At 61.0% G+C, this 20,082-nt stretch carries 20 protein-coding genes and 6 tRNA genes; 16 read left to right on the top strand and 10 right to left on the bottom strand.

The genetic code is table 11. The annotated features are described in order from the left end of the window. Nucleotides 1-118: 118 nt before the first annotated feature. From NGR_RS18405 to NGR_RS18395, 3 genes are all read left to right on the top strand, one after another. Nucleotides 119-1,711, top strand: a complete 1,593-nt coding sequence (locus NGR_RS18405; protein WP_164924310.1) for an isocitrate lyase — start codon at nucleotides 119-121, stop codon at nucleotides 1,709-1,711. Nucleotides 1,712-2,354: 643 nt separating this feature from the next. After that, on the top strand, nucleotides 2,355-2,762 hold the full coding sequence (locus tag NGR_RS18400) for a DUF1236 domain-containing protein (RefSeq protein ID WP_012707976.1): 408 nt from the start codon (nucleotides 2,355-2,357) through the stop codon (nucleotides 2,760-2,762). Between the two features lie 223 nt (nucleotides 2,763-2,985). Beyond that, nucleotides 2,986-3,288: a hypothetical protein gene (locus tag NGR_RS18395; RefSeq protein WP_164924309.1), complete on the top strand. Its 303-nt coding sequence runs from the start codon at nucleotides 2,986-2,988 to the stop codon at nucleotides 3,286-3,288. Between the two features lie 6 nt (nucleotides 3,289-3,294). Here NGR_RS18395 and NGR_RS18390 read toward each other — a convergent pair whose 3' ends face one another. Next, on the bottom strand, nucleotides 3,295-4,311 hold the full coding sequence (locus tag NGR_RS18390) for a GlxA family transcriptional regulator (protein WP_432654032.1): 1,017 nt from the start codon (nucleotides 4,309-4,311) through the stop codon (nucleotides 3,295-3,297). A 263-nt stretch (nucleotides 4,312-4,574) separates the two neighbouring features. On the opposite strand from NGR_RS18390, the gene NGR_RS18385 reads away from it, so the two are divergent. From NGR_RS18385 to NGR_RS18355, 7 genes are all read left to right on the top strand, one after another. Beyond that, on the top strand, nucleotides 4,575-5,225 hold the full coding sequence (locus tag NGR_RS18385; protein ID WP_012707973.1) for an outer membrane protein: 651 nt from the start codon (nucleotides 4,575-4,577) through the stop codon (nucleotides 5,223-5,225). 325 nt (nucleotides 5,226-5,550) lie between these two features. After that, nucleotides 5,551-5,826 (top strand): hypothetical protein, encoded by a 276-nt coding sequence (locus NGR_RS18380; protein WP_012707971.1) that lies wholly within the window; start codon nucleotides 5,551-5,553, stop codon nucleotides 5,824-5,826. Nucleotides 5,827-5,875: 49 nt separating this feature from the next. Beyond that, nucleotides 5,876-6,058, top strand: coding sequence for a hypothetical protein (locus tag NGR_RS18375; RefSeq protein ID WP_012707970.1), 183 nt, complete (start codon nucleotides 5,876-5,878; stop codon nucleotides 6,056-6,058). Nucleotides 6,059-6,226: 168 nt separating this feature from the next. Beyond that, a complete protein-coding gene (locus NGR_RS18370; RefSeq protein WP_012707969.1) occupies nucleotides 6,227-6,691 on the top strand; it encodes a cupin domain-containing protein in 465 nt (154 codons plus the stop codon). 68 nt (nucleotides 6,692-6,759) lie between these two features. Further along, on the top strand, nucleotides 6,760-7,584 hold the full coding sequence (locus NGR_RS18365) for an alpha/beta hydrolase (RefSeq protein WP_164924307.1): 825 nt from the start codon (nucleotides 6,760-6,762) through the stop codon (nucleotides 7,582-7,584). 157 nt (nucleotides 7,585-7,741) lie between these two features. After that, the gene (locus NGR_RS18360) at nucleotides 7,742-8,413 is read left to right on the top strand and encodes a protein-L-isoaspartate(D-aspartate) O-methyltransferase (RefSeq protein ID WP_012707967.1); all 672 of its coding nucleotides are present in this window, start codon (nucleotides 7,742-7,744) and stop codon (nucleotides 8,411-8,413) included. A gap of 326 nt (nucleotides 8,414-8,739) precedes the next feature. Beyond that, nucleotides 8,740-9,819 (top strand): mechanosensitive ion channel family protein, encoded by a 1,080-nt coding sequence (locus NGR_RS18355; RefSeq protein WP_012707966.1) that lies wholly within the window; start codon nucleotides 8,740-8,742, stop codon nucleotides 9,817-9,819. A 125-nt stretch (nucleotides 9,820-9,944) separates the two neighbouring features. On the opposite strand, the gene NGR_RS18350 is transcribed toward NGR_RS18355, so the two are convergent. From NGR_RS18350 to NGR_RS18325, 6 genes are all read right to left on the bottom strand, one after another. Further along, entirely contained in the window at nucleotides 9,945-10,346 is a 402-nt protein-coding gene (locus tag NGR_RS18350) for a hypothetical protein (RefSeq protein ID WP_012707965.1), read from the bottom strand. Between the two features lie 400 nt (nucleotides 10,347-10,746). Then, nucleotides 10,747-10,823: transfer RNA gene (locus tag NGR_RS18345), tRNA-Arg, on the bottom strand. A 32-nt stretch (nucleotides 10,824-10,855) separates the two neighbouring features. Then, complete coding sequence (locus NGR_RS18340; protein WP_164924306.1) at nucleotides 10,856-11,161, bottom strand: ETC complex I subunit; 306 nt, start codon at nucleotides 11,159-11,161, stop codon at nucleotides 10,856-10,858. 239 nt (nucleotides 11,162-11,400) lie between these two features. Then, nucleotides 11,401-11,477 (bottom strand) — tRNA-Pro (locus NGR_RS18335). A 74-nt stretch (nucleotides 11,478-11,551) separates the two neighbouring features. Then, nucleotides 11,552-12,037 carry a DUF192 domain-containing protein gene (locus tag NGR_RS18330; RefSeq protein ID WP_012707963.1) on the bottom strand — a complete coding sequence of 162 codons (486 nt, stop codon included), beginning with the start codon at nucleotides 12,035-12,037 and terminating at the stop codon, nucleotides 11,552-11,554. After that, nucleotides 12,037-12,615 carry a cold-shock protein gene (locus NGR_RS18325; protein WP_012707962.1) on the bottom strand — a complete coding sequence of 193 codons (579 nt, stop codon included), beginning with the start codon at nucleotides 12,613-12,615 and terminating at the stop codon, nucleotides 12,037-12,039. The genes NGR_RS18330 and NGR_RS18325 overlap by 1 nt, the downstream gene beginning before the upstream one ends. Before the next feature lie 193 nt (nucleotides 12,616-12,808). On the opposite strand from NGR_RS18325, the gene NGR_RS18320 reads away from it, so the two are divergent. From NGR_RS18320 to NGR_RS18305, 4 genes are all read left to right on the top strand, one after another. Then, the gene (locus NGR_RS18320) at nucleotides 12,809-13,249 is read left to right on the top strand and encodes a VOC family protein (protein WP_012707961.1); all 441 of its coding nucleotides are present in this window, start codon (nucleotides 12,809-12,811) and stop codon (nucleotides 13,247-13,249) included. 507 nt (nucleotides 13,250-13,756) lie between these two features. After that, the gene (locus NGR_RS18315) at nucleotides 13,757-15,094 is read left to right on the top strand and encodes a D-Ala-D-Ala carboxypeptidase family metallohydrolase (RefSeq protein ID WP_164924305.1); all 1,338 of its coding nucleotides are present in this window, start codon (nucleotides 13,757-13,759) and stop codon (nucleotides 15,092-15,094) included. 138 nt (nucleotides 15,095-15,232) lie between these two features. Further along, nucleotides 15,233-15,307, top strand: a tRNA-Glu gene (locus NGR_RS18310). 218 nt (nucleotides 15,308-15,525) lie between these two features. Further along, nucleotides 15,526-15,600: transfer RNA gene (locus tag NGR_RS18305), tRNA-Glu, on the top strand. Nucleotides 15,601-15,762: 162 nt separating this feature from the next. On the opposite strand, the gene NGR_RS18300 is transcribed toward NGR_RS18305, so the two are convergent. From NGR_RS18300 to NGR_RS18290, 3 genes are all read right to left on the bottom strand, one after another. After that, nucleotides 15,763-16,122 carry a hypothetical protein gene (locus tag NGR_RS18300; RefSeq protein WP_164924304.1) on the bottom strand — a complete coding sequence of 120 codons (360 nt, stop codon included), beginning with the start codon at nucleotides 16,120-16,122 and terminating at the stop codon, nucleotides 15,763-15,765. Between the two features lie 268 nt (nucleotides 16,123-16,390). Further along, the gene (locus tag NGR_RS33160; protein ID WP_240545200.1) at nucleotides 16,391-16,651 is read right to left on the bottom strand and encodes a hypothetical protein; all 261 of its coding nucleotides are present in this window, start codon (nucleotides 16,649-16,651) and stop codon (nucleotides 16,391-16,393) included. Nucleotides 16,652-17,326: 675 nt separating this feature from the next. Continuing rightward, a complete protein-coding gene (locus NGR_RS18290) occupies nucleotides 17,327-19,306 on the bottom strand; it encodes a hypothetical protein (RefSeq protein WP_012707958.1) in 1,980 nt (659 codons plus the stop codon). A gap of 295 nt (nucleotides 19,307-19,601) precedes the next feature. Here NGR_RS18290 and NGR_RS18285 point away from each other — a divergent pair. Both NGR_RS18285 and NGR_RS18280 read left to right on the top strand, forming a co-directional pair. Beyond that, nucleotides 19,602-19,676: transfer RNA gene (locus NGR_RS18285), tRNA-Glu, on the top strand. A gap of 190 nt (nucleotides 19,677-19,866) precedes the next feature. Then, nucleotides 19,867-19,942, top strand: a tRNA-Glu gene (locus tag NGR_RS18280). The last annotated feature ends 140 nt before the right edge of the window (nucleotides 19,943-20,082 follow it).

Below are 20,082 nucleotides of genomic sequence, written 5' to 3'. Positions count from 1 at the left end.
ATTACAACATTACAAAATTGGCTTGTAAAGTTTGACAACTCGACACTGCAGCCGCTTCTGCTCCCGAGGAAGAGCGCCTATGCCTTCGCATACGCAACATTCATTCCCGGAGGAAATCATGTCCTATGAAGCTTATCTCGATGAAGCATCCCGCCTGATCAAGGGCAACGGCAACTGGAGCGGCATAACCGCTGAATCGGTTGCCCGCATGCGTCTGCAGAACCGCTTCAGGACCGGACTGGACATCGCGCGCTACACGGCTTCCATCATGCGCCGGGACATGGCCGCCTACGATAAGGATCCGGGCAAGTACACCCAGTCGCTCGGTTGCTGGCACGGCTTCATCGCACAGCAGAAGGTCATCTCCCTGAAGAAGCACTTCGGCTCGACGGAACGGCGGTACCTTTACCTTTCCGGTTGGATGGTTGCAGCGCTTCGCTCCGAGTTCGGTCCGCTTCCGGACCAGTCCATGCATGAGAAGACCAGCGTTCCGGCGCTGGTCGAGGAGCTTTACACCTTCCTTCGCCAGGCCGATGCGCGCGAGCTCGGCACATTGTTCCGGGAGATCGACAAGGCCCGATCGGCCGGTGACAGGGCGCGCGAACAGCAGCTTACCCAGGCGGTCAACAACCACCAGACGCACGTCATCCCGATCATCGCCGATATAGATGCCGGCTTCGGCAATGCCGAAGCGACGTATTTGCTCGCCAAGAAGATGATCGAAGCCGGCGCCTGCGCGCTGCAGATCGAGAACCAGGTTTCCGACGAGAAGCAATGCGGCCACCAGGACGGCAAGGTGACCGTTCCTCACGAGGAGTTCGTCGCCAAGATCCGGGCATGCCGCTACGCGTTTCTCGAACTCGGCGTCGACGACGGCATCATCGTCGCGCGAACCGACTCGCTCGGTGCGGGCCTCACCAAGCAGATCGCCTTCAGCGCCAGCGAAGGTGACATCGGCGATCAATACAACTCGTTCCTGGATTGCGAGGACGTCACGGATCAAAAGCCGTCCAATGGAGACGTCCTGATCACCAGAGGGTCGAGGGTCCTGCGTCCGAAGCGGCTGAGGTCAAATCTCTACCAGTTCCGCGAAGGCACGGGTGCTGATCGCTGTGTCCTGGATTGCATCAACGCAATCAGGAACGGCGCCGACCTTCTGTGGATCGAGACGGAGAAGCCGCATGTCGAGCAGATCGCCGGAATGATGGACCGGATCCGCGACGTCATCCCGGATGCGAAGCTCGTCTACAACAACTCTCCCTCGTTCAACTGGACGCTGAATTTCCGCCAGCAGATCTTCGACGCCTGGCAGAAGGACGGCAAGGACGTCTCCGGCTTCGACAGGGCGCGGCTGATGAGCGAGGAGTACGACGGCAGCGAACTGGCGCGCGAAGCCGACGAGCGCATCCGCACCTTCCAGCGCGACGCCTCGAAACGGGCCGGCATCTTCCATCACCTCATCACCTTGCCGACCTACCACACCGCCGCGCTTTCCACCGACAATCTTGCCAAGGAGTACTTCGGCGACCAGGGCATGCTCGGCTACGTCGCCAACGTGCAGCGCAAGGAGATCCGCCAGGGCATCGCCTGCGTGAAGCACCAGAACATGGCCGGCTCCGACATCGGCGACGACCACAAGGATTATTTCGCCGGCGAGGCCGCCCTCAAGGCGGGTGGTGAGCACAACACCATGAACCAGTTCGCCGCCTGATTCTTGAATGACAGATCGCCAGCGCGCGAGCCCTGAGCCAGGGCTCGCGCGCTGCAATGCAATGGAACAGTCCGAACTGACCCTCCACCAGCCACGGGCGCTTGCCCAGCAGCCGCGCACCGCAAGGTCAGAAGCTTGCGCCGGAACCGAAGCATTGGCGGGAACGCCGAAGAGCGTGTTCCCAAAGAGACTGACCGGTCGAAGGTTTTCTGCTTCCATCTCCTCCGTTCTTCAGATGCGATATGGCGGAAAGAAGATGGTTCACGATCCGAAAGGCAAGCGCACGCGGTGGCTTCCGATGCTCAAGTTCTTCGGCGCGCTCGCTCTGCCAGTCCTCATACTCGGCTCCGCGATCGCGGTCGCCGAATGGGCCGAAACCGAACCCTCAGCAATTGAACTCGCGCGAAAGCCGATATCCCCGCGATAGCCTCGCCGAAACTCGGCGGCCACTGGCACACGAATGGGCGCGGTACAGCCGCTGAGTGTAACGTACGGATGTCACGGGCCTCAATCAGTATTCACAAGATTTCATTGATGAAACATTACGTTATCATCAGACATAGCATGAAACGTGAAAGTCGAATTTAGGAACAAATCAAATTTCGTGGCGTTGTACCCTACGTATAGCAAGGGAGTACGACAGATGAATGTCAAGATCATCATTGCCACAGCGATCGCGACCGGCATCTTTGCCGCACCCGCCATTGCGAATGACAGCAATCAAGGCGCGGTAACGGGTGCCGCGGGTGGCGCTGTTACTGGCGCCATTGTGGGCGGCCCGGTCGGTGCTGCCATCGGTGGCGCCGTTGGGCTGGTTGCCGGTGCGGTGATCGCACCGCCGCCGCAACAGGTTACGACCTATGTGCAGCAGCAGCCGATGCCGGCCGACACCGTCATGATCAAGGAGCAGATCGCCGTCGGCCGACCGTTGCCGCGCACGGTTGTCCTGACGCCTATTCCGGAGAATCCGGCCTATGCGTATGCGGTCGTCAATCAGCAGCGTGTTATCGTCGATCCGAAGACCTACACAGTCGTTCAGGTCGTCCGGTAAGAACCCAGGGCCCTTCGCTGAGTTCAGCGGAGGGCTCTGCCCTTCTGGTCGCGCACGCCGCGGCGCGGTGGGGCAAGACTGTGGCTTAAACACATCGGCGAACCAACAAAAATCAATATTGCGAGAATACCCCTTTCGTTCGGAGCAGATTCGCCCTCTATCAAGTGAGACCAAGGAAACGGACCGGCAGTTTCCTTGTCGACCCATCGGGAGGCCTGCCGCCATGTTCACCGCCTTGCTGATTGCCTCGCTCGTGGCACCTTCCGGTGGCGCTTCGGCCACGGCCAGCGTCGATGACCTTCAGACGGATTTCGAGACCGCCATCGCCTGCCAGCAGATCGACGGTCGCAAGGTGTGGAAGGGTAACATCGCCTACTACATCCAGTCCTACGTCTACGAGGATGAGGCGGCGGCGGAAGAGGTCGCCGACGCGGTGCTGCCGGAGGACAACGCGCCGGAAACCGTCAAGGAATTCGAAGAGGCCTGCGCGCTGGCCGGTTCTGCAGGGCCACACGCCCGAAAGTGAATCACGTCACGCTGGCGATAAGGAGCTGCTCTCTGCTCGACTGCTCGCAGCGCGGTTGGCGCCGCGCATCTTCAATGGACTCGCCCCATATTCACGTCGATAGGCCCGTGAGAAGGCCGACAGGCTGTCGAAGCCGCAGCGCAGTGCGATATCGCGCATCGGGATGCCGGAATCGCGCACAAGCCGATGGGCGACCTGCAATCTCAGTCGCAGATAGTACGCGCCCGGGCTGATCGACAGGGCTCTTGCGAAGAGCAATTCGAGCTTGCGCTGCGAGATGGCGAGCCGCCGCGCCAGTGCCGCGACCGTCATCGGCCGCTCCAGGGTGCGCTCCATCAGCCTTATGGCTCCGGCAAGCTCGGGATCGCGCGCCTCGATACGCCCGAGCGAAACGAAAGGCTGAACATCGGTCGGGCTGTGCATCTGGTCGTAGACGAAGATGCTCGCGACGTCGAGCGCCAAGGCCGGCCCCAGCCGCTCGGCAATCAGATGCAGCATCATGTCGAAGGTTGGCGAAGCGCCGCCCGAGGTCCAGTATTTGCCGTCCGTCACGAAGCGATCGCCGATCACCGTCAGCCCGGGAAACGTCTGACTGAAGTCCTCGAGTTCCTCCCAATGGGCCGTCGCCTTGCGGCCATTCAGCAATCCGGACCGGCCAAGCAGCCAGCAGCCCGACTCGATGCCGGCGACGATGTCGAAATGGCGGGCGCATTCCTGCAGGGCGGCGAGAAATCGTTTGCCGGCGTGCCGGTAAAGATTGAAGCCGCCGATAACGAGGAGAAGATCACCGTCAAGCGGCGGCGAAAACCGGCCGTCGACCGGGATCGGAATGTCGCAGGTCAACTTCACCGCCTCGCCGTCGCCGGAGAGAAGGCGCCAGCGAAACACCGGCCGGCCGGCGACGCGGTTCGCGGCACGCATCGGATCGAGCACGGAGGCGAGCGACATGATGGAGGATTCGGGCAGAACCACCACGACCACTTCAATCGGAGCGCTCTTTTCGGTTTTCGCTGACATGCGCATAATGTCAAATTTCATGCGCGGTCTGTCAACGCGGAAAACCGCGTTCGGGCATTATCGGGAAGCAATCGGTCTCTTCTCGTGGCCTCCAAGCCCCGCGAGAGACGTTCCCCTTTTCCGCGACTTTTCGGGCGGGCCGGCTGGACGAAATCCGCCGGCCTGTTTTTTTCGCCGCACGCGCAAGTGAGTCCGAAAAGCGCCATTTTTCGCAGACTTGTTCCCGATTAGTTGCTACTCTGATGGTCGGACAACAGGAGGCATCTGTGATGATCAGAAACGTGCTTGTTGCAATGTTCGGCGCCTCCCTGGCCGCCGGCCCAACCTACGCGGCAGACATCACCGAAGCTCCGGAACCGGCCCCGGCCATCCTCGAGACGACGCCCACCTTCGTTTGGACCGGCGGCTATGTCGGCCTGCAGGGCGGTGGCGGATGGCTGAACAGCGATCTCAGCGTTCCCGGCGCCAGCGCCTCGGAAGATTTCAGCGGCGGACTTTTCGGTGCCTTCGCCGGCTACAATTATCAGATGGGCGACTGGGTCGTCGGGGTCGAGGGAGACGTCAGCTACAACTGGAACGACAAGAGCTTCACGGTCTTCGGTGCGAGCACGGAGGTCGGCACCGATGTCTCCGGATCGGTTCGCGGGCGGGTCGGTTATACGCTCAACGAGAAGGCTCTTCTTTATGGCACCGGCGGCTGGGCGGTGACGCGCGGATTCGTCGACGTGGCCGGGGCGCCGAAGGAGAAGGAGACCTTCAACGGCTGGACGATCGGCGGCGGCATCGACTACGCCTTCACCAACAGCATGTTCGGCCGCGCCGAGTATCGCTACAATGATTTCGGCGACAAGGACGTCGGCGGCGTCGATGTCGATCTCGACCAGCATCAGTTCACAGTGGGCGTCGGCGTCAAATTCTGAGTCTCCTATTGCTTCCCGATCTTGAACCCCGGCCCTGCCGGGTTTTTTTCTGGCGCATGGCCGGGCAGTGGTCTGCGCAGCCAAAGCTCCTCGACAGCCAGCACTTCCGGGCGGACGCGGAACCCGAGCGCCGCAGCACTTTGAATTGTAGCGCAATTGAGGAATCATGCAGCGGATGCGGGTGCAGCGAGTCGGGCTGGGCAACGACCTACAGCGCCGCGGGCCTTACAGGCGCGCAAAGGTCGCTGGAGCGCTTTGAATTGCGGCATGTCTTTGTCCTTAAGTCGACGTCGATCCAACGAGACATGCAGTAGGGGAGCCAAGGATGGGAAAGTTTCTCGAATTTCTCGGAGGCGCTATCGTCATCGGCACGCTCGTCGTGCTGGCGACAATGCTGATGCCCTCGCCCGATGTCAGGACCCTGCTTGCCGTTCTTCCCTGGGCGATCGCGACAATTGCCGGCGGGCTGGTCCTGGTTGCCTTCGGCGGGATGCTCGATCACCTGGTTGCCATCCGTGCCGCAACGGAGCGACAGGCGGACATCTTCCAGCAACTCCTCGAGCGGCGAGCGCCGGCAAAGAAGGAGCAAGGCAACCCGTAAGCGGAACCTCACGGACTTCTCTTCGTTTCGCTTGCGAAGGAGAAATCCGATGGCCATCAAAAATACGAATGCCGAACCCGAGCAGAAAAACCCCAAAGACGTGCACCCGCCTGCCGAGCGACGGAGGCATGTGGACAAGGATTCCATTGCGCCCCCGCTGGTTCAACCTTCCGGCGCGAAGGACAGCAGCGAAAAGCCGAAGGTCAACCCGGTGACCGGCGGGGCAATGTAACACCGGCCGGGGGGCTGGGCCCGCCCGCAATCGAACCGGCAACGACCACCAGCAGCGCGCCACGCCGATCTCGTCCTTGACGATAAGCTTCTCTCCATTCCGGCCAGACTCCCAGCCATGCGGCTTCTGGCTGAACGAAATTTCGCAACTCGAACAAGGATGGCCGCTATGGGCAGCACGGAAACGAAAGCGTTTGTTCTGGCTGGCGTGATCATGAAGCCCCTGCTGTCCGGCAGGCAAACCAATGGTCAGTTCTGCCTCCTCGAAAACATCAGCGAGGGAAACACGAAGACGCCGATTCACGTTCACGCCGACGACGATGAAACCATCTACGTCATCGAGGGCGAGCTGACCGCCGTGGTCGCCGGAGAGCCACGCCAACTGACCGCTGGCCAAAGCATCTTTCTCCAGCGCGGCGTGCCGCATCAACTGATGAATGTGAGCGGCGGGTCGGCACGCTATATCCTGATTGATACGCCCGCGATCTTCGATAAGTTCCTGGAGGAAGCCGGCCACGAATTCCGTCAAGGCGAAGCGATCGTGCCACCGACACAGGAGGAAGTTGACCGCCTCCAGTCGGCTTCTCGGAAATTTGGCATTACCCTGCTGCCCGACTGGCCCGCCGAAAATTAGTTCACGATGGAGGACGGCGTAGACGGGTTCTGAATATTGGGCGGACGCGCACGGGCGGACATGATGCTGTGAGTGCCACGAAACTCCTGTTGGTCATTCCCCTGGCGGTGGTCTCCGCCTACATTTCGCTTGTCGGGCTGATGTATCTGTCGCAGCGCGCCATCCTCTACCCCGGCGCAAGCGCGGCAGCGCCTCCGGAGCACGCGAGCTGGGGCGAGAACGTCTCCATCCGTACGCCAGACGGAGAGACGCTTCATGGACTGTACAGCCAGGGCGAACCCGGCCAGCCGTCGGTGTTGTTCTTTCTCGGAAACGCCGATCGGGTCAGCAACTATGGCTTTTTCGCTCAGGCGCTGGCCGCGCGCGGCATCGGTCTGCTCGCGATCTCCTACCGCGGCTATCCAGGATCGACCGGGACGCCGAGCGAAGACGGGCTACTGACCGACGGCATTGCTGCGTACGATTGGCTTTCGACGCGCTCCGACGACGAGATCGTGGTACTGGGCCAGTCGCTGGGAAGTGGCGTCGCTGTGAATACGGCCGGGGAAAGACCGGCCTTCGCCGTCATCCTCGTGTCTGCCTTCCAATCGGTCCTTTCGCTCGCGCAGGCGCACTACCCGTTCCTTCCGGTCGCCCTTCTCATCAAGGATCCGTTCCGCTCGGATCTAAGGATGGCGAAGCTGAAGCAGCCGAAGCTGTTTATCCATGGTCGCCGGGACGCCATCATCCCGCTATCTTCGGGTGAGGCTCTCTATCAAATCGCTCCGGAGCCCAAGCAGATGCTGGTCTATGACGGTTCTGGACACAACGATCTTTGGGACGTCCGCATGATCGGCGACATCATCCGCTTTCTTGAGTCGCCCAATAGAAGTGTCTCCCTTCACTCGCCTTGAGCGGATTAGAACGACACAGCCGCGGACGAACTCGAAGAAGCCGAGCAGGAGGCGCCGGACGCTAAGCACTGTTCGCCTTTTGAACTTGCTATCTACCCGCGCGCCTTTAATGTTGAGAGGCCTATCTGCGGCCAACTGGCTGAGGAGAGCCCACCTCATGAAGCCAATGAATGAAGAGCATCTGGCGGTCCTGCGCAGGCACATGGTCGAGGTGATCGCAATCTATGCCGACCTTGCCAGCGAAGAACTGGGCAAGTCGGCGCTCGATGAACGGGTGATGGCAGCGATGCTGCGGGTGCCCCGGCATCTCTTCGTGCCCGCCCAAGCCGCGCCGTTTGCCTACCAGGACACGCCCCTGCCGATCGGCTTCGACAAAACCGTGTCGCAGCCCTTCATGGTCGCCCTCATGACCGATCTCCTTGCTCCCCAACCGGATGAGGCCGTGCTCGAGATCGGCACCGGCCTCGGCTACCAAACCGCAATCCTCGCGGAACTCGCCGGCCAGGTTTGGAGCGTCGAAATCATCGAGGAATTCGCCACCCATGCCGAGGCTCTACTGCATCGCCTCGGCCTATCAAATGTCGGCATTCGTGTCGGCGACGGGTCTCGCGGCTGGCCCGACCGAGCCCCATTCGACAAGATCCTGGTCACCGCGGCGGCCGAGGAGGCACCGCCCGCTTTGCTCGAGCAGCTCAAGCCAATGGGCCGCCTGGTTCTGCCTGTCGGCGCTGAAGAACAGTTGCTGACGGTCATCGACAAGGATTCGGCAGGACAGTTCGAGACGCGGCAACTCATCCCGGTTCGGTTCAGCCGGCTCGAGGCGGCCTGATGCGCGTATAGAATTTGACTCGAATTTTGGCCTCGCTCACACGAGCGGGTGTGAACGCCAGTTCCTCCCACTACATCATGCGCTCATGCCAATCTCGGATGGAACGCCTGCCCAAACTTGGTGTTCGATGTTGGATATTATAAATTACTCGCTGTCTTAGACCGTGTGAACGAATTTCGAGCAAACATCGGCCCGCGAGACGACGACGGACTTGCCCCCAAGGACTGTCCATCAAGCCTGGCAAGATGGCAAGGCGTCACTGGAATGCAGCCGTCGAGGAACGAGAAGGCCCGGGGTGGGATGGATCGCCACATCGGGTTGAACCCATGGAACGACGCGACAAGGAACAGGAGAACCTTTCCCGGCTCGAACGGGCCGCGCAACAAACTGCTGATCCAAAAAGCATGCAGCAGAAGGCGAAAAAGCCCGAGGAAAAATTCCGCTTCAGCCTTCGCAAGGGGGAGCTCTGGTGGACGGTCGGCTTCGCTGCCGCCGCCCTGCTGCTATTTGGCATCCAAGTCCTGATCAATTGGCGTTTGGAATGGTTTGACGCGCCTTTGCGCGTTCGCGTGCTGAACTACGTCAAGGGCGGCCTTCTGATTTTCGTTTTGCTGACCGTGGCGAATGTTATCGAAGTCTTTCTCATCGGCCGAATTCCCAATCGTGTTTCGCGTTTCAACCTGAAACGTATTTTTCGATTGGTCGTCGTCGTCGCCATCGTCTTCGTGGCGATTTCAGTTCTATTTGTGAACTGGTACGCCGCGGTTGTTTCGCTCGGCCTGATTTCATTGGTTCTCGGCTTTGCGCTGCAAATGCCGATCTCCAGTTTCATTGCCTGGATTTACATTCTGGCCAGGGCGCCTTATCGCGTAGGCGACCGCATTCGCATCGGCGATGCCCATGGCGATGTCGTGGATGTCAGCTATCTCGACACGACGTTATGGGAATTCGGCGGCGAACATCTTTGGACCGATCATCCGAGCGGACGCATCATCAAGTTTCCGAACTCCACCGTGTTTAACACGCCGGTCTTCAACTATTCCTGGCCGCTGTTTCCCTATGTCTGGAACGAAATCAAGTTCCAACTCGCCTATGAAAGCGATCTGGAATTCGTGGCGCAAACGATGAGAGAGGTCGTGGAAGAGCAGATCGGCGACATCATGAGCCAGAAGGTGAAGGTCTATAAGCACATCCTATCGAAAACGCCTGTGGACGAACTCGAAGTGAAGGAGCACCCGGTGGTCCATTTTCGCGTCAGCGAAAATACCTGGCTCGAGGCCATCGTGCGCTACCTCGTGCCGCCGAAGGAAGCGGGGCGCACCAAGACGCGCTTGATCAAGGAAATGTTGGCGCGAATGAATGCAAAACCCGATCGCGTGCTGTTTCCGAAGAGCAATTTGAGGTGAGCTTCCCCGCGCCGGCGAGCATGCCGTAGTTCTCGCCCGCTGCGGCGCGTGAGGCGACGTGGATGAAAATGTCCTGGCTCTTTTGAGAATGGGCAATAAAAGGACGCAGTCGCGCTCGCCAAACCTTATTCGGCGGCCGCCAGAAAGAAGCTGTTCTGCGAGGAGGCGGCCAGAGCATGAACTCTGGCTTCAGCCTTGGCGATCAGTTGATAGAATTCCTCCTGCGCTTCGACATCCAGCTGGATGACAGCGTTGACATCGTCTGGCGTGTCACAGATGCAGGCGACGGCCGAGATCGGGCAGATGCCGCCTGGATAACGTTTTCCGGTGCCGGTATAGGCACGGCGGCCCCACCTTTCCGAATAAACAGTCTCTTCGCGGTCGAGGTGCAGAATGGCCCCCTTGCACGCGGTGACGATGGCGGCCTTGCCGTAGGCGAACCAGTGATAGTTCAGCTTCCGCAGAATGTATTTGCCCGTGATGTCCTCGCCCGCCAGCTCGGCCGGGTCACAAATCATTCTGATCATGATCGCGTACCTCTCATAGGCCGCCAATATCCGTGATGACCATTCGCCTGACAAGACAGAAAAACGTAGTATTCGGAGTGACTTAGTCACAAAGTGTTTCCGATTCTTACACTCCCTGGCCGCCTATCCAGGTGGCTGGCGGCGCTGGGGAAGAGCTGCATCCGGAAGATAAAGCAGCAGGTTTGGGGCAACGCCGGCTCTTGCTTCGGCTACCACTTCATTTTGTTCACGTCAGTATAAATGCCAACATTTTGCGGTTTTGAGAGGTGCCCAAGTTCGACATTTTTTTCGGAAACTGCCGTCTTCAGAAAGGTTTTAGACTACCGCACCAGGGCTTCCAGGCGAAAAGCAAAAGCCGTGGCGTTTTTCAGCGATGTTGCTGTCAAATCAAAGAGATAGATGGCGACCCCTGCAGGACTCGAACCTGCGACAACCTGCTTAGAAGGCAGGTGCTCTATCCAGCTGAGCTAAGGGGCCGTCGGGCCGGTCGCCCGGCCTTGCCGCGGACCTCAGTGGGTCCAGGGCTGCATCCGGTTGAAACGGAAATTGTCCGAATAGGACACACTCTTGCGCGTCGCGTCCTTCGGCGCGATGACGCGGTAATCGATGCCGTTGCGTTCGGCATAGGCGATCGCCTGCTCAGCGCTCTCGAAGGTCAGCCGCAACTGCTGCCGCATGTCGCCGGAACTCGTGTACCCCATGATCGGATCGATGGTGCGCGGCTTCTCCTGATCGAACTCCAGCACCCACAGATGCGTCTTGGCCTTGCCGGACTGCATGGCTGTCTTCGCGGGACGATAGATCTTCGCGGACATTGCTTTCAAACGGCTCCCGTCTCTCGGACTGTGATCATGGTCTTGCCCGGATCGCTTTCCATCCGCAACACCATGCGCTGCGAGGCAGTTTCTGCCCCATGCTTCATCTTCCCTTAGCGCAGAATGATTTAAAACGGAATGACTTCCGACAGGAAAATGCAGCTTTTTCAAGTGGGTGCAGCAGCTGGCGGGGATGCCCGCTGCCGACATAAATTGTATTTTTAAATCAAATGGTTAAGTGGTCGGAGTGGAGAGATTCGAACTCCCGACCCTCTGGTCCCAAACCAGATGCGCTACCAGACTGCGCTACACTCCGAGCCGACGAAGGCGGAGATACACGCTTCGCCTGCCACCTGCAACAGCAAATTTGGTCATGCTGCAGGACCCGGCTCAGCGCGCCCCGGCCGGAATGCGTGCGCCGGTGATCCGGTCGGCCGGCCTTATGCCGAGCCGTTTCACCGTTCCGGCGTTGAGCTCGAGCACGAAGGCGACCGCCTCCTTCGAATCGATGATCGCATCGGACAGAGGAACGGCGTTCTCATGAATGGTGCGGATGGTGCCGTCCTCGGCGATGAAAAGCATGTCGAGGGGCAGATAGGTGTTCCTCATCCACATCATCACCCGCCGCGTCTCGCCGAAATCGAACAGCATGCCGTGATCCGGCGCCATCTGACGGCGAAACATCAGACCATGCTCGCGCTGCTCCGGTGCGATTGCCAGTTCGACGGTGAGGTCATGGGCCTGCCCCCCGCCGGTGAGGAGCCTAATCCTGTCCGTTTCGAAGGCGACGTCCGCGGCGAGCGACAAGACGGACAGCGACAACAAAAAAAGCGCCGCAATGGCGCTTCTCGCAACGAGGCCACGAAGCATGCGCATCAATGTGACCGATTGGTCGGTGTCGGGCCGTCCGGATGGATCTCAGCAGCCATCAACCCCTTCTCTCCGTCACCGAAGCGGCACAGCACCACCTGGCCGGGGCGCAGTTCCGTCAGGCCAAAACGGCGGAGGGTTTCCATATGCACGAAGATGTCCTCGGTCCCCTCGCCGCGCGTCAGGAAGCCGAAGCCCTTGGTCCGGTTGAACCACTTGACAAGCACCCGTTCCAGCCCACTCGTCGGCGTCACCTGGACATGGGTGCGCACCGGCGGGAGTTGCGAGGGGTGAACCGCCGTCGACTGATCCATGGAGAGAATGCGGAAGGCCTGGTAACCGCGCTCGCGCTTTTGAATAAGTGCGACGACACGCGCGCCTTCCAGCACGGTCTGGTAGCCGTCGCGCCTCAGGCAGGTGACGTGCAGCAGGACATCCTGCATGCCGTTGTCGGGAACGATGAAGCCGAAGCCCTTGGCGACGTCGAACCACTTGATGACACCGGTGATCTCAACGAGATCAAGAGCGTCATTGCCAAGGCCGTCATTCTCGATGACGCCTTTTGAAGATGTTCTGTCCGCCATTCTCCCAGCCCCTCGTTACGCGCAACTCTCGATACGGTTAACTGATTCTTATGGACCAGAATAACATCGTCCCGCTGCGCATGCGCAAGTCCCTCGACATAAATTGGCCGGGGTCATTTATGGGGCCGCAGGCTTGCCTCTGGCTTGCTGTCGCTTAAGTATACGCCATCTTCGGCAAAACAGGGACAATCCAATGCGCTATCTGCACACGATGGTTCGTGTAAAGGACCTCGACCAGGCTCTCCATTTCTATTGCACGCTGTTCGGCCTCCAGGAAATTCGCCGATACGAGAACGAGAAAGGCCGCTTCACGCTCGTCTTCCTCGCGGCACCTGGTGACCTCGACCGTGCCAAAGCAGAGGTATCGCCTTGCCTTGAACTCACCTACAACTGGGACACCGAGGACTATACCGGTGGACGCAATTTTGGTCACCTCGCCTATGAGGTCGATGACATCTACGCCTTTTGCAAGCACCTGATGGATAATGGCGTGACGATCAACCGACCGCCCCGCGACGGTCACATGGCCTTTGTCCGCTCGCCCGACGGCATTTCGATCGAGATCTTGCAGAAGGGAGAGCACCTCTCGGCACAGGAGCCCTGGGCCTCCATGGGCAACACCGGCGCCTGGTAAGCCTCGCGCAACCCGGACCTCTCAAGATTGGAAGGTGCGACTGGTATCGCATGATTTCCGTGATCGGAGACGTACTCCGGAACGAAATCATGCGGCACGTCAATGTGATACAGCGAACCTCGCGCGTCTGAATGCGCAGCCGCTGTAGGCCGGTTCGGCACGGCGCGCAGGACCGAGTTTGAAGATCAGCCGCAGCGGCTGGCGATCGCGATCTCAAGGCCCGGCCAACGCGCCGGGCCTTTGCATATCTTTTGTGAAGTCGGAAGGGTTAGCGCCAGTTTACAAATTGCGCGGCATCTACTAATTTCCGCGCCATAGTTGAAACGGGGTTATGCTTCGCAATCAAATTGCGGCATCGTAGCCCTTTACTTGGCCTGACCTTCCCGTGGCGGGAGAATTTCTCGCCGCGAGAGAAAAGTTGTCTGTTCTGGGCAATGTTTCGGAACTGAGACTTGATGCATGTCGATGGGTGAATCCCAGGCATGCGCGGAGAGCGGGGATAAGACGTTGCAACAGTTGGACTCGAGATGCGCGCTCCTTTCGGTCGGGCGCGCCGCGGCGTTCTCAATATCACTCCTTACGCTAAGCGGATGCGTCTCGGCGGTCGCGGACGGCAACGGCGCCAATCTGGTCGAAACGCAGCAAGCCGCTGCTTCATCGAGCGCCGCGACGCCGAACTCGGACGGCGGGCTTCCCGATGACCAGCCCGCCGCGTCCGGCGCAGGCAAAACCGCTCAACAGGAAACAGAGGATTCCGCTGGCCATGCGGATACGGCCGCTTTGCAACAGGGCCTGACGATGCAGAGCACCGGCCTCAACGCCACGTCGTCGAGCATTTACGGGCAGTCGACCGTTACTGGCAGCGTGCCTGCAAGCGCCGATGAGCCCTCCGGAGCACCGTCCGGCGCTGCTGCCCGTTCGGGAGTGAACGCGACGAGCAACAGCCTTTTCGGTCGCGCTCAGCCGGCCACTCCGCCCGTCTTGCCGGACCAGGAAGGCGCGAGCAACGCGACTCCGACGGGCGCGCAGCCTGGCACAGCGAGCACTACCAGCGCGGCAGACCTTCCTTCCGCAGTGCCCTTGCCGACGAGCCCGCAGGCGGCGCGTGCCGGCGAGACATCCGCTCCCTTGCAGGCGGTCGAAGTCGCATCGACCGGGCAGGTGGCGCCGCCTTTGGCGGACCCCGCTCAGCCCACCTCGCCCGAGCGCGACGAGAAGAACCCGCAGCAGACGGCCAAGAGTTGGACGCTCGCAAGTCTCTTTGCCGCCAAAAAACGCAAGCCGAATCTGCGGAGCAGCGACGAAAGCGACGCGGATGCCACAGCGAAGCGGACCATCACGACCGGCAACGCGCCTGAGCCGCAGGTCGCCTCGCTCGCCTACACGGCGCTGCCGGGCGTCAAGCTCAATCCGCTGTTCAACATGGACCACGCCGACCACGCGGGTGAAGAGGATGACGCGCCTGTCGAGGTCGCCAATCTCTCGGGCCTTGCCCGCCTCGCACCAAGCGGACTCATCTTGCAGACGGAGAGCGTGGAAACCGGCTGTTTCAAACCGGCACTCATGGAGATGCTGAAAAACGTGGAGCGGCATTACGGCCAGAAGGTGATGGTCACATCGGGCCTTCGCCCGATCAAGGTCAACCGGAAACGCCAATCGCTTCACACGCGCTGCGAAGCGGCCGACATTCAGGTCAAGGGCGTCAGCAAGTGGGACCTCGCCGACTATCTCAGGAGCCTGCCTGGCCGCGGCGGTGTCGGTACGTATTGCCATACCGAATCGGTTCATATCGACATCGGCCGGCAGCGTGATTGGAACTGGCGCTGCCGCCGTCGCAACGGCTGAAGGTCGCCGGCGGCGATGTCAATTTTTCTGAGAAAAAGTGCGATTTGCCGCTTGCGGGAATCCGAAGTGCTCTCTATAAGCCACCTCGTCTTGCAGCGCCTCGCGTCTTTCCGACACAAAAAGGTCGCCGCAAGCTGGGCGCCCATCGTCTAGCGGTTAGGACGCCGCCCTTTCACGGCGGTAACACGGGTTCGAGTCCCGTTGGGCGTGCCACTCTCCTTAGCTAATACTTGCAGATACTTCGGCATTTCAGCCCAAGGCGCGTCTATGCTTATGCGCGACAGGCGCCTAAGGTGATGCTCTTAAATTTCCGCAGAAAAATCAAAAATATTGCTTCAGACGACTTGCGTGAACGCCAAGCCCTCTCTATAAGCCACCTCGTCTTGCAGTGTGCACAAGCTGCTGACTGGCACGGTTTAACACCGTGCTGGGCGCCCATCGTCTAGCGGTTAGGACGCCGCCCTTTCACGGCGGTAACACGGGTTCGAGTCCCGTTGGGCGTGCCATTCTCTAAATTTTTCCAATACTTGTTCGGCTGCCCTGCGTCTGATCGGCATTGGCGCCGCATGGTGATCCACGCGCACCGCCTGACCCGGTCCGAGCCCAGGCGGCACCAACCGCCCACTACAGAGGAGCCGCAGACGCACGTCGCTGCGGCGTTTCCCGTCTTACCCTTCCTTGATGACAGCGACATTCACCTCGCCGTCGGATGCTACCGTGCAGGCGATGGTCGCCGAACGCGGCTCGACGCCACCCTGGCGCAGGTAGTCGATCTTGACGTCGAGCGTGGCGGTCCGCGCACCGGCATCGCCCGCGCGTACCGGCTCGGCGAGGCTGGTCTCGATGGCAGCCGGATTGTATGGCGCGGCCCATTGGGCGATCGCCTCGTTGCAACGGTCGACGGTCGGCTGGTCGGCCGGAGAAATGCCGTGGCTGACCGGCGTTACCGGTTCCGGCAGCAAATCGGCCGCGAAGGCCGGACCGGCGAGAAAAAGCACGGCGGCGCTGAGCATTCCGATCGTGTTCATGGCCTGTAGTCCTTTTCCAAGAATGTGACCGGCTATTCTAGCGTGTCTGTGCAGCAAAATAGCAGTGCGCCTTTTGACGGATGGAAGGAGGATACTCCGTGGCAAGGTCTCGACGCGTCGCAGTCGGCAGGGACGCGTTGCGGGACGACCGCTTCGCTTAGATCACGATGACTTGGGTCGAATCGACCCAAGTCATAAACGTGATCGATTCTAATGGGTTAGAGCGGGATGCGGGCGGAAAACCGCGTACACTTTTCCTCATCCCGCTCTAAGTCACGGCGACGACCGTACCGTTCGGGTCGAGATGGCACCTCACCCGCGCCTGACGGACTTCGATGGCGCCGCGTCCTGCATATTCTATGCGCACCGCAATCGGGGCCGTGAGCCCGCCATCGCGTGTCGAGACGGCAGGACCGGCGCCGGCGGCGCGTATGCGCACGGCACCAAGGGGCAATGCAGCCGACGTGATCGCCTGGAGGCAGGTGCGAATCACGGCGCCTGGTCCATCCGTAATCGCTCCCGTTGTCATCGGGTCCGTCACGGCATCGCCCAAAAGGCCTTGTTGGTATTCGCCGCGCTCGCCAGACCCCTTTAGCGGCCACAGCGTAGAAGGCAGGCGGATGGGTGGCTGTACGCCTGTCGCGGAAGCAATGCCGGCAATCGCTCCCGCACGGGCACTCTTTGGAATGCCGCTCCTTTTTGGAGATCCAGGGCCTGGGGCAAGACCAGTCAAGGCGCCGCTCGGAGGCGCTCCCTTGCCTTTCGACGTCGCTATCCCTCCACCGGAGCCCGCCGGTTTGCCGCCCCTCGTATGGCCAGCGTTGCCGCCGACCCAACTGCGAGATTTCGCAAATGCGCCGGCCTTTGCTCCGCCTCCTGCACTGCTTCCTGAAGATTTGCCAACCTTGCCACTCCCAACTCCGCTTCCGGTCGATTTTCCATGACTCTTACCGCCATGACTCTTGCCGCCGGTGTTGCTGCCAGGTCCACTGTTTGGTCCGGCCGTTGCGCCGGCCGAGACCCCGGCCGTCACTCCGCCCCCCGCACTGTTCACCGACGAGCCGCCAGCTTTGCCGCCCGCCGCGACGGCGCGTTCAAGTACCGGGGCGATCCCCAACGCAACTGCAACGAGAAATGTAGCAGCCATGTATGTGCGCATCGCCGTAATCCTCATCGGCGCTGGAAACACTTCGACTTCCCTTTTTCACCAAAGGCCAGGCAGGAGCCGCCTAGGGAGAAGCGCCTCGGGCAGCGGCTTGGGTGCACGCTCGACACCCGTCGCCCGGCGCTCGACACGGGTCTTGCGGATTTCAACTTCTTTCCGCGGCGCTGCACGGACACGGCCACCGGCCCGATCGCCTGCGTCCTCCGACGCACGCTGCTGCGCCGCCAATATTCCGGTCAATTGCTTCTTTGCCGCGTCCCGTTCCTGGCGAACCGCGTCGAGATCGCTAGCGAGCGATCTTACCTTCTCTCGTTCCAATGCAAGCTCTTCACCAGCCCGCTTTGCTGCGGCCTCGGCCATCTGGCCAGCCAGCACTACGGCGGCTTTCTCCGCCGCTGCCAGGTCGGCATCCGGCTCGAGGACAGCGACCGAAGGCGCCACCGCGGGATTGCCCCTATCCTTCATCGCTGCTTCCTGCTCCCGGCGAACCGTGTCGAGTTCCCGAGCGAGCGACTTTACCTTCTCGCGTTCCAATGCGAGCTCTTCGCCAGCCCGCTTTGCTGCAGCCTCGGCCATCTGGCCAGCCAGCACGACGGCGGCTTTCTCCGCTGCTGCCAAGTCGGCATCCGGCTCGAGGACAGCGGCCGATGGGGCCACGGCGGGACTGCCCCTATCCTTCATCGCTGCGGCGCGCTCCCGGCGAACCGTGTCAAGCTCCCGGGCGAGCGACTCTACCTTCTCGCGTTCCAATGCGAGCTCTTCGCCAGCCCGCTTCGCCGCAGCCTCCGCTGCCTGGCGAGCGCGCACGGCGGCTTTCTCCGCTGCTGCCAAGTCGGCATCCGGCTCGAGGACAGCGGCCGATGGGGCCACGGCGGGACTGCCCCTATCCTTCATCGCTGCGGCGCGCTCCCGGCGAACCGTGTCAAGCTCCCGGGCGAGCGACTCTACCTTCTCGCGTTCCAATGCGAGCTCTTCGCCAGCCCGCTTCGCCGCAGCCTCGGCTGCTTGGCGAGCGCGCACGGCGGCTTTCTCCGCCGCTGCCAAATCGGCATCCGGCTCGATGACGGCAGCCGATGGGGCCACGGCGGGATTGCCCCTATCCTTCGTCGCCGCTTCGTGCTTCCGGCGAACCGTGTCGAGCTCCCGGGCGAGCGACTTTACCTTCTCGCGTTCCAATGCGAGCTCTTCGCCAGCCCGCTTCGCCGCAGCCTCGGCTGCCTGGCGAGCGCGCACGGCGGCTTTCTCCGCCGCTGCCAAGTCGGCATCGGCCTCCAAGGCAGCGGGCGATTGGCGGGCCACGGCGAGATCGCGCTCGAAGGCTCCAAGCTTATGCCGCGCTTCCTCAAGCGCCCGTCTCTCGTACGCCAGGGCCGCTTCCGCGGCGTCTCGCGCCCTGAGCGCGGCAGCCTTTGACCGCATCGCACCAGCGGCTTTGGCCTCCAACTCTTCGACGACCTGCAGCATCATCGTCAGATCGCGCGCGAGTGCTTCGGCTCTTTGGCGCTGTTTTTCGGCGACTCGCCGCATCGCCTCAAGGTCTCTTCGCGCCGCCAACAACGCACGGCGGAGAATTTCCTCCAGCTTGCCGCCAGCCAGTTGCACGCCGCCGGGTGCATCGACTTCCTGGCTCGCCGCGAGGAGCTTTTCCTCCGGTGCGGCACTCCTGACGCGTTCGCGCCCAGCCAACGCACCTGCCTCGTCGATCGACGCTTCCGCGGCCTGCCCCAGCGCCACCGCATCCGCTGCCTGCCCGAACTGAGGCTTCATGGCTTCGTATTGGGCCGGCGCAACGCCGAACAGATGTCCCGCACTCGGAAGGCCGGGCGTCTCAGGTGTCGCAATCGTCGTGATCTCGTTGAGCGGCGCCGTATCGACTATGCTGCGACGCAATGCCTGTCCCGAAGCGCGCGTTTCGAGCATGTCGTGCGGGCCGACTCGATCAGCATTGGCTGCGTGCCCTCCATCGGGGGACTCAAGCAGCAAGCAGAGGCAGACCGAAATGAGGCTAAGCGTTGCCATAGCCGTGTCCCGCCGGGCAAAGGGTGATATTACTGCCTTGGCTCGCTCCTCGCTAGGGGCAATGCCGGGCCGACGCATCTCACCTCTGAGATGCCGCTAAAGAAAGGGCTCAACAACGGCATTGCTTCCGCTTGCCCGTTGGCGATGGCCTCGCGCCAGGCTGCAGCTTAGGGCGAGCAGGCGCAGCCTTCATCCAAGAAAGCCTGGCAAAATCAAGCGAATGGCAGTGCCCTTGGGCGTGCCATTCCTCCTCTTTCCCATTTCATCTTTTTCATAGTATGTTGCTTCGGGTCAGGCGCCCATCGTCTAGCGGTCAGGACGCCGCCCTCTCACGGCGGTAACACGGGTTCGAGTCCCGTTGGGCGTACCAAGTTCCTCGCCGACTTGCCCGTCCTCGTCTCCCCGGCCGTTTTCCAAGAAAAATCGGCCTTGGTCACGCTCGGTCACTTGCAGGAATCCAAAGCCCCCACTATAAGCCACCTCGTCTTGCAGCGCCGTGCATCGATCCGGGCACAAAGGTTCTGCAAACTTGACTCGCGCGGTTCAAAGACCGTGCAGAGGCGCCCATCGTCTAGCGGTCTAGGACGCCGCCCTTTCACGGCGGAAACACGGGTTCGAGTCCCGTTGGGCGTGCCATTACTAAGCAAAATCAAACAATTGCACTGCCCTGCTCTATGCTATTGTCAGGTCGGCAGAGCGTGCTCGCGCCGTTTGCGTTTCGATCCCGACGGGCCTATCCTTATATTTTCGAATTCGCTTTATTAGAAGCCGGCTAT

Origin of the sequence: Sinorhizobium fredii NGR234, from assembly GCF_000018545.1 — a bacterium.
GTDB lineage: Bacteria > Pseudomonadota > Alphaproteobacteria > Rhizobiales > Rhizobiaceae > Sinorhizobium > Sinorhizobium fredii_A.
The sequence above is the reverse complement of the archived record's forward strand: the minus strand, read 5'-3'. Positions and strand labels throughout refer to the sequence as shown.